This window comes from Streptomyces sp. NPDC004051 (assembly GCF_053604275.1).
In genome coordinates this window covers 139,185-150,818 of the sequence record NZ_JBSGHG010000003.1, presented here as the reverse complement: position 1 = coordinate 150,818, position 11,634 = coordinate 139,185, and the positions used below count along the sequence as shown (strand labels likewise).

7 protein-coding genes are annotated in these 11,634 nt (G+C 72.3%); 6 read left to right on the top strand and 1 reads right to left on the bottom strand.

Annotated features, from left to right (window positions below; translation table 11 throughout):
* Positions 1-166: 166 nt before the first annotated feature.
* From ACWEQO_RS05950 to ACWEQO_RS05930, 5 genes are all read left to right on the top strand, one after another.
* Positions 167-1,783: a protein kinase domain-containing protein gene (locus ACWEQO_RS05950; protein WP_452979742.1), complete on the top strand. Its 1,617-nt coding sequence runs from the start codon at positions 167-169 to the stop codon at positions 1,781-1,783.
* A gap of 63 nt (positions 1,784-1,846) precedes the next feature.
* Positions 1,847-3,235, top strand: a complete 1,389-nt coding sequence (locus ACWEQO_RS05945; RefSeq protein WP_452979414.1) for a serine/threonine-protein kinase — start codon at positions 1,847-1,849, stop codon at positions 3,233-3,235.
* Between the two features lie 99 nt (positions 3,236-3,334).
* A complete protein-coding gene (locus ACWEQO_RS05940; RefSeq protein ID WP_452979411.1) occupies positions 3,335-5,179 on the top strand; it encodes a serine/threonine-protein kinase in 1,845 nt (614 codons plus the stop codon).
* 121 nt (positions 5,180-5,300) lie between these two features.
* Positions 5,301-6,917 (top strand): succinic semialdehyde dehydrogenase, encoded by a 1,617-nt coding sequence (locus tag ACWEQO_RS05935; protein ID WP_452979408.1) that lies wholly within the window; start codon positions 5,301-5,303, stop codon positions 6,915-6,917.
* Positions 6,918-6,995: 78 nt separating this feature from the next.
* Positions 6,996-8,861, top strand: a complete 1,866-nt coding sequence (locus ACWEQO_RS05930; protein WP_452979406.1) for a GMC oxidoreductase — start codon at positions 6,996-6,998, stop codon at positions 8,859-8,861.
* A gap of 146 nt (positions 8,862-9,007) precedes the next feature.
* On the opposite strand, the gene ACWEQO_RS05925 is transcribed toward ACWEQO_RS05930, so the two are convergent.
* The gene (locus ACWEQO_RS05925) at positions 9,008-10,045 is read right to left on the bottom strand and encodes a hypothetical protein (protein WP_452979404.1); all 1,038 of its coding nucleotides are present in this window, start codon (positions 10,043-10,045) and stop codon (positions 9,008-9,010) included.
* A gap of 252 nt (positions 10,046-10,297) precedes the next feature.
* On the opposite strand from ACWEQO_RS05925, the gene ACWEQO_RS05920 reads away from it, so the two are divergent.
* Positions 10,298-11,512: a hypothetical protein gene (locus ACWEQO_RS05920; RefSeq protein WP_452979402.1), complete on the top strand. Its 1,215-nt coding sequence runs from the start codon at positions 10,298-10,300 to the stop codon at positions 11,510-11,512.
* Positions 11,513-11,634: the final 122 nt, after the last annotated feature.

Here is an 11,634-nt window from a genome sequence, read left to right as displayed (position 1 = left end):
CGACAACCGTCACAGTGCGGTCTCCATGGTCTCCCTTCGGTTCCCAGGGCCCGCCCGGGTGCCTAACCTGACGTTGTCAAGACCATTGCGGGGCAAGGTGAATGAGACACAGGGTCGGCTCGTCGCGGGCCGCTACCGGCTGGGTGAAACCATCGGCAGCGGTGGCATGGGCCGGGTGTGGCGCGCGCACGACGAGGTGCTGCACCGATCCGTCGCGGTCAAGGAGCTGACCGCCGCTCTCTACGTCTCCGAGAGCGAGCAGGCCAGGCTGCTGACGCGCACCCGCGCCGAGGCGCGCGCGGCGGCCCGGATCAACCACTCCGCGGTCGTCACGGTGCACGACGTACTGGAGCACGACGGCCGCCCGTGGATCGTCATGGAGCTGGTGGAGGGCCACTCGCTCGCCGACGCCGTCAAGGAGCGGGAGCGTGTCGAGCCCCGCGAGGCGGCGCGGATCGGTCTGTGGGTGCTGCGCGCCCTGCGGGCCGCGCACGCCGCCGGTGTGGTGCACCGTGACGTCAAGCCCGGCAACGTGCTCCTCGGCGGTGACGGGCGGGTGCTGCTCACCGACTTCGGCATCGCACAGATAGAGGGTGACACGGCGATCACCCGGACCGGAGAGGTCGTCGGCTCGGTCGACTATCTCGCACCCGAGCGCGTCCGCGGCCAGGACCCCGGCCCCTCCTCCGACCTCTGGGCGCTCGGCGCCACGCTGTACACGGCGGTGGAGGGCAGATCGCCGTTCCGCCGGACGTCCCCGCTGACCACCATGCAGGCGGTCGTCGAGGAGGAGGCCGGTGAGCCGCGGTACGCCGGCCCGCTCGCGCCGGTCATCAGCGCGCTCCTGCGCAAGGATCCGGCCATGCGGCCCGACGCGGCGGCGACCGAGCAGATGCTCGCCGAGGCCGCGGAGGGGCGTCGGCCGAACTCGGCGCAGATGTACGTGCCGACGCAGACCGTGGACACCCCCGCCCCCGCCCCCGCGTCCGGGTCGGCGCCGGTGCCGTACGGGCCCGGGGCGGGCGCGGGCACCACGGCGGTTCAGCCGCCTTCCGCCGCCGTGGCCGCCGGGTCCCGGCGGCGCGGACGTCCGCGCCTGATCGCCCTGGTCGTGGTCCTGGCCGCACTCGTCGGCGGGAGCACCGCGGTGCTGCTGCACGAGGGCGAGGGCAACGCACGGGGTGGCGGCGGCACTGCGGCGGAGCCTTTCGAAACGGCCTCACCCACGGCCTCACCCACGTCCACGGGCACCTCCACGGCCACGCCCGACGCGGCCGCCGGTACGGGCGAAGACACCGGGCAGGCGGACGGCCTGCCGGAGGGCTGGGTGCGCCGCACCGATCCCTTCGGCTTCAGCGTCGTCCTGCCCGGCGAGGACTGGGAGCGGGTCGTCTTCGACGAGGAGACCCGCCAGGTCGACTACACGCCCGACGGCGGCAAGCACTTCATCCGCATCGCCGCCGACGACTCCCCCGACTTCGACGACCCGTACGAGCACCTGAGAGACCTGGACCAGCAGATAGGGCAGCGGCTGGTCGACTACCGGCAGGTGGCCCTGGAGCCCCGCGTCTACCGCGACCGCAAGAGCGCGCGACTCGAGTACACCTGGACCGCACTGCCCAAGGACACCAGGTTCCCGGGGCCGTACCGGGCCGTCGACCAGATGTACCTCTCGCGCGGCGGGGTCGAGTACGCGCTCTACATGGCGGCCCCGGCCGAGGACTGGGCCACGACGAGCAAGCAGTTCGAAACGATCCTGCAGGGATGGCGCGAACCCCAGTAGCCGGGCGGGCTTGGCCGAATAGGCCTACCGGAGGGAACACATCCGGTGGGGCATGATGGGCCCATGGGGACCGAGGGGGAGCCCGGAAACGGGACGGCACGGAACAACGCCCGTGTCATAGCGGGCCGTTACCGGCTGGAGGAGAGACTCGGCCGCGGCGGTATGAGTGTGGTGTGGCGGGCGACCGACCAATTACTCGGGCGTGACGTCGCGGTCAAGGAACTCCCCCTCGACGAGACGCTCTCCGCGGCGGAGGCCCGGCGGCAGCGGGACCGTACGCTCCGTGAGGCACGCGCGCTCGCCCAGTTGAGCCACCCGCACATCATCGTCGTCCACGATGTCGTCGAGGACGACGAACGCCCGTACATCGTCCTGGAGTTGATCGACGGCGGATCGCTGGCCGACCGTATCGCCGCACGGGGACCGGTCGATGCCGCGGAGGCCGCGCGCATCGGCATCGATCTGCTCGGCGCGCTCCGAGGCGCCCACGCGGCGGGTGTCCTGCACCGTGACCTCAAACCCGCGAACGTGCTGCTGGAGCGCGGCACCGACCGGGTCGTCCTCACCGACTTCGGGATCGCCCGGGTGGCGGGGGCCACCACGCTCACCGAGTCCGGTTCCTTCGTCGGCTCGCCCGAGTACACCGCCCCCGAGCGGATGTCCGGGGCCAGGACCGGCCCCGAGTCCGATCTGTGGTCGCTCGGAGCCCTGCTGTGCACGGTGCTCAGCGGTGAGTCGCCGTTCCACCGGGACTCGATCGGCGGAGTCGTGCACGCGGTCGTGACCGACGAGATACGGCCACCCGCGCAGGCCGGGCCGATCCTGCCCGTCGTACGGGGCCTGCTGGAGCGCGACCCCGACCGGCGGCTGGACGCGGACCGGGCCGAGCGGATGCTGCGGGCCTTCCGCGAGACGGGCCGCACACCGGAGCACCCGCCGCTCGGACACCCCGTGGCGGCAGAGGCCGAGGGCCGAAGGACCGGCGGGGCGGCCGGCGGCAGCGGGACCGGGAGAGGAGCGGCCGGGCGCCCTCGCCCGGTCGACGGCCCCGCCGGGGAACACCCGGTCCGGCAGCCCACGCGGAGCGTGCTCGTGGCCGCGTTGGCCGTCGCCGCGATGGCGGGTGCCGGGGTGTCCGCGGCGGCGCTGCTCCTGGACCATGCCGGTGACGGGGCCGGAGGCGGCGGGGGCGGTACGCCGTCCAGCACGGGACCACGGACACCCGCGAGCCAGTCCCCCGAGCCCCGGCCGTCCGATACACCACGCCCGTCCCGCACGGGTCGTCCGTCGGCCACGCTGTCTCCCACAGCGGTGCCTCCCACGACCGTCCGCACGGCTCCCGGCGCGTCCGTCCCGTCCGGCACATCCGATATGCGGCCCGGCACACCGTCCGGTACGCCGTCCGATACGCCCTCCGGTGTGACGTCCGACGCGACATCACCGGCCGCATAGTGGCGTAAACGGGAGATAGGGCGCAGGCGGGGTCACGGGTCTGTGACCGGACGGTGTTCGAAGTGGCTCCGCGAGGGGTTGGCGCGATATGGATGGAGCATGAGCAGCCACGGGGGAGCCCGCCACGGTGGGGTAGACGAGCCGACGAGTTTTGATCTGCAACCGCCGGCCCCGAATCCGGACCGGGTTCCGAACCCGACCGTGCCCATGCCGCACCCCGGCAACCCGTACGCGTCCCCCACGCAGGCGGTGCCGCCGCAGGCGCACCCCCGGCAGGGACCGCCGCCGCAACCGTCCCACTCGCAGCCGCCGCCCTCCTCGCCGCCGCCTTCCTCGCCGCCGCCCTCCTCGCAGCCGTCGCGGGAACCCGGCGTCGGCCGGCTCATCGCCGGGCGCTACCGGCTGCTCTCCAAGCTCGGGCACGGCGGCATGGGCACGGTGTGGCGGGCCGCGGACGAGACGGTGGACCGCGAGGTCGCCGTCAAGGAGCCCCGCGTCCCGGACCACCTTCCCGAACGCGAACGCGCCAACGCCTTCGAGCGGATGCGCCGCGAGGCCCGTGCCGCGGCCCGGCTCGACCACCCGGCGGTGGTCAACGTCCATGACGTCGCGGTCGTGGACGGACAGCCGTGGATCGTGATGGAACTGGTCCAGGGCCGTTCGCTGGGCGCCGTACTGCAGGAGGAGGGCACCCTCTCCGCGCGCGAGGCGGCCAGGGTCGGCCTGGAGGTGCTCGGCGCGCTGGAGGCCGCGCACGCGGCCGGCGTCCTGCACCGGGACGTGAAACCGGACAACGTGCTGCTCGGCCGGCACGACCGGGTCGTCCTCACCGACTTCGGCATCGCCCAGATCGAGGGCGAGACCAACCTGACCGACACCGGCGGCTTCGTCGGTTCGCCCGAGTACATCGCGCCGGAGCGGGTGCTGGGCCAGCGCCCCGGCCCCGCCTCCGACCTGTGGTCCCTCGGTGTCGTGCTGTACGCGGCCACGGAGGGGGTCTCGCCGTTCCGGCGCAGCAACACGCCCGCGACGCTCCAGTCCATCCTCCACGCCGCGCCCGCGCCGCCGGCCGTTGCGCAGGGGCCGCTGGCCGAGGTCATCACCGGACTGCTGCAGAAGGACCCGGTGCACCGCCCGAACGCCGCGCAGGTCCGGGCGCTGCTGGAAGCCGTCGCCAACCCGCCCGCACCCCCGCCCGCACAGGTCGTCCACTCCCCGGGCCTCGGCGACGGATCCGGATCCGGGTCCGGGTCGACGTCCGGCGGCAAGGGCGGTGTTCGCATCGGTTACAGGACGCTGGCCGGTCTGGGGGCGGCGGTCGTCGCCGGAGCGATGGCCGCGTACCTGGTGATCGCGGACCCCTTCGCGGGGCCGCTGCCGGACGGCTGGGAGATCCACGAGGAGAAGGGCGTCGCGGCGTCCGTGCCGGTGCCGAAGGGCTATCAGCGGACCGTGCCCGACCGGGAGAGGGACAAGGCGCACTGGGTCCGGTACACGGACCACAGCGGCAGCATCTGGGTCGGCCTGACACTCGAGCGGAAGGCCGAGGACACCAACAACACCATCGAGGGCTCCGCCGACGCCGAGATGTACGACGACAACAAGCGCTTCAAGGAGAACGGCAACTACTCCCTCGACATGCCGGAGAACCCGACGACGCACCCGAGGCCCAACCTCACCCACAAGGGGAAGAAGGCCGCGGAGAACACCGTCGTCTACACCACGGACGACAGCCAGAACCCCCGCCCGCGCGAGCTGCGGATCTTCTACTACATGACCTCCGCCGAGGACATGTACAAGCTCACCATCAGCTACCCGGGCAAGGGAGACTTCACGGAGCGCGGGCGTGAGGTGGCGCAGACCGTGATCGACAACCTGGACATCGTGGAGTCCGCCGAGGGGGCCGCGAAGGAGTCCGCCGAGGAGTCGGCCAACGCACCCTGAACCGATCAACGCCCTGATCAGCGGGTTTGTTGCCAGCGTTCACTGGCGTGGTGGGTGAGCGGTCGGTGAATCCGTTACTGGCGGGTACACAAAGCGTCCGCGCGGGCATACCCTGCCGCTCATGACGGACGTGCAGACCATCCGGGACACCACCGGTACCAACCCCCTCGCCCCCGCCCCCGCGGGCGCCCGCACCGCGGCCGACGTGGTCACTCCCGAACTGGTCGCCCAGCTCACCAAGGGAGTCGTGGGTTCCGGGCGGACCGCCAACCACACGCCCTTCACCGGCGAGAAGCTGGCGGACCTCCCCGAGTCGACCCCCGAGGACGTGGAGCGGGCCTTCGCGGCGGCCCGCGCCGCCCAGGCCGTGTGGGCGCAGATCCCGGTACGACGCCGCGCCGCCGTACTGCTCCGGTTCCACGACCTGGTGCTGGAGCGCCAGGCCGAGGTGCTCGACCTGATCCAGCTGGAGACCGGCAAGGCCCGCCTGCACGCCCACGAGGAGGTCCAGGCCGTCGCCATCGCAGCCCGCCACTACGGCCGCCGGGCCGCCGCGTATCTGCGGCCCAGGCGCCACGCGGGCGCCGTGCCGGCCCTCACGAAGGTCACCGAACTGCGTCATCCGCGCGGTGTCGTCGGCCAGATCGCGCCCTGGAACTACCCGCTCGAACTGTCCGTCGGCGACGCGCTCCCGGCGTTCGTCGCGGGCAACGCGGTCGTGATGAAGCCCGACACGGAGACCTGCCTCACCGCGCTCTGGGCCCGTGACCTGCTGATCGAGGCCGGGCTGCCCGCCGACGTCTTCCAGGTCGTGCTCGGCGAGGGGCCGGTGGTCGGTCCGGAGGTCGTCCGGCACGCCGACTACGTCTCCTTCACCGGCTCCACCCGCACCGGCCGCGAGGTCGCCCAAAGCGCGGCCGCCCGCCTGGTCGGCGTCTCCCTCGAACTCGGCGGCAAGAACGCCATGCTGGTCCTGGACGACGCCGACCTGGACAAGGCCGCCGCCGGCGCCGTCCGCGCCTGCTTCTCCTCCGCGGGCCAGCTCTGCATCTCCATCGAGCGGCTGTACGTCCACGAGTCGGTCGCCGACGCCTTCCTGGAACGCTTCGCCGCCCGGACCCGCGCGATCCGCCTCGGCACCTCCCTGAGCTACGGCGCCGACATGGGCTCCCTGGTCGGCGAACGCCAGCTGGAGGCCGTCACCCGGCACGTGGCGGACGCCGTCGCGAAGGGCGCCGAGGTGATCGCGGGCGGCAGGGCCCGGCCGGACGTCGGACCATACTTCTACGAGCCGACCATCCTCGACGGCGTCCAGGAGTCCATGACCGTCTGCGCGGAGGAGACCTTCGGCCCGGTCGTCTCCCTCTACCGCTTCGGCTCCGACGACGAGGCCGTCGAACGCGCCAACTCCACTCCGTACGGCCTGAACGCCTCGGTCTGGACGAAGGACGCCCGGCGCGGCCGCGAGGTGGCCGCCCGGCTGCGCACCGGCACCGTCAACATCAACGAGGGGTACGCGCCCGCCTACGGCAGCGCCCAGTCGCCGATGGGCGGCATGAAGGACTCCGGCCTCGGCCGCCGGCACGGCTCCGAGGGCATCCTCAAGTACACGGAGGCCCAGACCGTCGCACACCAGCGGCTGCTGCCGATGGCACCCTCCCTCGGCCTGGACGACGAGCGGTACGCGGAGTTGATGAGCCGGAGCCTGCGCCTGATGAAGGCATTCCGTTTCCGCTAGCCCGCCCTGCCCCGCCCGCCCCGCCCGCCCCGCCCGCCCGAGCCGAGCCGGCACCGCGGCTTTCGACGAGGAGAGCACGTGTCACAGGAGAACTCCGCCCAGGACCGGAACGACGAACGCCAGGACGAGACGCTGCACGACACGGCGCACGACACGGCGCACGACGCCGTGTACGACTACGACGTCCTCGTCGTCGGCTCGGGCTTCGGCGGTTCCGTCACGGCCCTGCGCCTGACCGAGAAGGGCTACCGCGTCGGCGTACTGGAAGCGGGCCGCCGCTTCACCCGTGACTCCCTGCCGAAGAACTCCTGGGACCTGCGGAACTACCTGTGGGCCCCCAGGCTCGGCATGTACGGCATCCAGCGCATCCATCTGCTGGGCAACGTCATGGTCCTGGCCGGCGCGGGCGTCGGCGGCGGCTCCCTCAACTACGCCAACACCCTCTACGTACCGCCCGAGCCCTTCTTCGACGACCCGCAGTGGCGCGACATCACCGACTGGCAGGACGAGCTGAGGCCGTACTACGACCAGGCGCGGCGCATGCTCGGCGTACGGCTCAACCCGACGACGACCCCGTCCGACGTGCACCTGAAGGCGGCGGCCGAGCGGATGGGCGTGGGCGACACCTTCCACATGGCCCCGGTCGGCGTCTTCTTCGGTGACGGCGAGGACGCCGACGGCACGGTGCGGGCGAAGCCGGGGCGGGAGGCGGCCGACCCGTACTTCGGCGGGGCGGGCCCCTCGCGCCGGGCCTGCACCGAATGCGGCGAGTGCATGACCGGTTGCCGGCACGGTGCGAAGAACACCCTCAACGAGAACTACCTCCACCTCGCCGAGAAGGCGGGCGCGGTCGTCCACCCCATGACGACGGCCGTGTCGGTGACGGAGGACTCGCAGGGAGGGTTCGCCGTCGCCACGCTCCCCACCCACAACCGCCGCAAGGGCCGCGGGCGGACCTTCCGGGCCCACCGCGTCGTGCTGGCCGCGGGCACGTACGGCACCCAGACGCTGCTGCACCGGATGAAGGCCAACGGTCAGCTCCCGCACCTCTCGGACCGGCTGGGCGAACTGACCCGTACCAACTCCGAGGCGCTGGTCGGGGCGCAGACCGACGACCGCCGCTACCGCAAGGCGACGGGGGCGCCCAAGGTCGACTTCACCCGCGGTGTGGCCATCACCTCGTCGATCCACCCCGACGAGAACACCCACATCGAACCGGTCCGTTACGGCCGAGGCTCCAACTCGATGGGCGCCCTGTCGATCCTCCAGGTCCCGTACGCGGGCGGCGGTTCGGGCGCGGCCAGGGCGCTGGGCTGGCTGGGCAACGCGGCGAGGCACCCCTTGCTGATGATGCGTTCGCTCTCCAACCGGCGCTGGTCGGAGCGGACCATCATCGGCCTGGTGATGCAGTCGTTGGACAACTCCCTGACGACGTACCTGAAACCGTCCGGAGCGGGCCGCGGGCTGCTCACCGCGCGGCAGGGACACGGCGCCGCCAACCCCAAGCAGATCAAGGCGGCCACGGAGGGGGCGTCCGCCCTGGCGGCCGAGATCAACGGGTTCGCCGGTTCCAACATCGGCGAACTGTCGGGCATGCCGCTCACCGCCCACTTCCTGGGCGGCTGCCCCATCGGCGCCACCCGGGACACCGGTGTGGTCGACCCGTACCACCGCCTCTACGGTCACCCCGGCATCTCGGTCGTGGACGGGGCGGCGGTCTCGGCGAACCTGGGCGTCAACCCGTCCCTGACGATCACGGCACAGGCCGAGCGGGCCATGGCGTACTGGCCCAACAAGGGCGAACCCGACCCCCGTCCGCAGCAGGGAGCGGCCTACGAGCGGCTCCGGCCGGTCGAGCCGAAGGCGCCGGCGGTCCCGGCGGACGCGTTCGGCGCGCTGCGGCTGCCGTTCCTGGGGATGCCGACGGTGCCGCCGAGGAAGTAACCGCGACAGCCGGACCGTTCGGGCGGTCCTGACGGTCCTGACGGTCCGAGTGATCCGGAGAAGGAAAGAGGACCTGCGCCCCCCTCCGAGCGCAGGTCCTCTTCCTATGGCTGCGGCGTGTTCACGCCACCTTGCTCACGGCGTGCTCACGCCACCGAGCCGGCGTTGCGGCGACGCACCACGAACACCGCACCGACGCCGGCCGCGACGGCGGCACCGCCGAGGAGGCCGATCATCGGAAGCGCGGAGCCGGCACCGGTCTCGGCCAGGCTGCCGGTGACCTTCGGGGTGTCGGCGGCCGGCTTCTTGTCCGTGACGGGGGCCTTGCCGCCGACCTGCGGCTTGGTGCCCTCCGTGTTCGTACCGGCGGCCACGATCTGGAACTTGTACGACACCTCACCGAAGCCGGTGCACTCGCCGTCGCTGTCGCCGTAGATCGTCGCGCCGAGCGAGAAGCCGGCGCCGACCGGGGCGGAGGCCTTCACGTTGATCCGCATCGGGATGTTGACCTGGTAGCCGGCTTCGAGCTCGGTGCTGTAGCCGATGTAACCGACCGCGTAGCCGCCCTCGTTGAGGTCGGTCCAGATCTCGTCCTCCGGGTCCCAGACCTGCAGCTGGACGTGCTTGCTCCGGAACATGTCCTCCCAGTACTCGTCGGCGGAGGCGCCGGCGAAGTAGTCGAGGTCCTCGAGGGTGGAGTCGGAGTTGTTCACCACGTCCAGCGAGAACTTGTGCCAGCCGCTGCCCACCGAGATCTTGCCGGGCAGGCCGGAGAAGCCGACGTCGACCTTGGTGTCCTCGCATATGGACGGCTCGGGGTCCGGGGTCTCGGACTCCTCCGGCTCGGTCTCGCTGGGCTCGGGCTCGGGCTCTTCGTCGCCGGGCTCGCCGGTCTCGGTCTCGCTGGGCTCGGGCTCCGGCTCTTCGTCGCCGGGCTCGCCGGTCTCGCCGGGCTCGGTCTCGCCGGGGTTGGCAGTGTCGTCGGTCGTCTCGGTGGCGGACGGCTCCGGGGCAGGGGCGTCCGTCTCCGCCGGGTCGGTCTCTTCGGGGGCCACCTCGGGGGAGGAGGCGATCGGCGACGGGTTCGTCTCGTCAGTGGCGTACGCGGCCGGAGCCGCGAGGAGCGCAGCCGGGGCGATCACTGCTGTTGCGGCCGCAACAGCCATGGCACGGCGGAGCTTCATGAAGACCTCGGGAAGTCAGGTGTACCGCCGGTTGCGGTACGCGTCAGTGGGGAGGCCTCCGCGGTGGGGCGCGGGGTGTGGCCCGTGGTTCTGATGGTTTGATCACCGAACCCCGTGAATGGTTGTCCTGGATCTGACAGGAATTTTATGTGATGTGGATCACTCGTACGGGGTGATCGGTACGGGCGTACGCTCACCCTTCGATCCGCGTCGACGGAATCCGATCCCCCTGGACAGAAAGCGCATCCCCAAGTGCCCGAGCAGCCGTCCGAAGAACCCACGAGACCGGAGTCCTCCACTCCGCCCGACGATGTGTGGGACAAGTTCTTCGAGGACAGTGAGCGCGACATCCGCGCCACCGCCCCGAAGGAACCGTCCGCGCGGGCGCGGATGGTGACCGAGCGGCTGCGCGCCATGGACGAGGCGCAGGCCAGGTCGAACGGCGCCGGCGGAAAGCGCCGTCGGGGCCGGAACGGGCCCGCCGCCCAGCCCGAGGGGTGGCGCACCGGGCCCGCCTGGCAGGAGATGAACGGCCGCACCACGCGCCGGCGCACGGGCTGGAGTGTCGTCGGCGTACTGGTGGCCGTGGCGGTGGCCGTGGTCGCCGTCGACCCGTCCGGCGCGCGCTCCTGGCTGCCCGGCGGTCTCGGCGAGGACGGGGCGGACGGCGCCTCCGCCGCACCGCTCGCCCCCGAGACCGCCCGCCCCACGGGCGCCCCCTCCGCGGCCCTCGCCGATATGCCCACCCGGGAGCGGCCCTTCGCCGGCTCCCCGGCCGCACGGTGGGAGTCGGGAGCGGAGGCGATCCGGTTGCCGGAGGGGAGGGCGAAGGCCGTCAACGGCGTCTCCGCGGCCTCGGTCGGGGCGGCCCTGGAAGGAGCGAGGGACTTCCTGATCGCCTCGAACCTCGACCACGAGGTGATCATGGGGGCCGAGCCGAAGAAGGCGCTGGCCCTCCTCGACCCGTTGATGGGGGACTACCTCGCCGAGCTGCGCGCCGGTCTGCGCAGGCCCACGGTGGAGAACGACCCGGTGTGGATCTTCACCCGGTTCGACCCCGACGAGGTCGAACTGGTGGGCGATGTGAGGGTTCGCGGCCGTCTGGCGGTCGAGCCCGTGCGCGGAACCGAAGGGAAGGCCGTGGTCAAGGGTGACTACACCTTCGTGTACGCGCTCGCCCGCCCCGGTGGCGGCGAGGTGACCCGGGTGATCGCGCGCCGGGTGATCGAGGTGGAGGCGGTGGACCCCGCCAGGTTCCAGGCGACCGACGGACACATCTGGCTCGCCGACAGCAACAGCGAGATCGGCAACGACGACTGCCGCGAGGGCGACGGAGTGATACGCCCGCAGTTCCTCGCCGACCTGGAGAGCAGCCCCATGCCGACGGGGGAGGAGCGGGATCCGTACGACCGGAGCCGGGGCCTGGACGGGGCCACCGGAGAATGCGGCGTCGTGACCCGCACCTGACACCACGTCCCGCACGGGCGCCGACCGCGGGGGAGGGCCCCGCCGGTCGGCCCCGGGCGTCCCCGGAGCCGGCCGTTCTCCCGGGTGACCGGGCTGCTGTCCCCTGCCGTCCGGTCACCTGC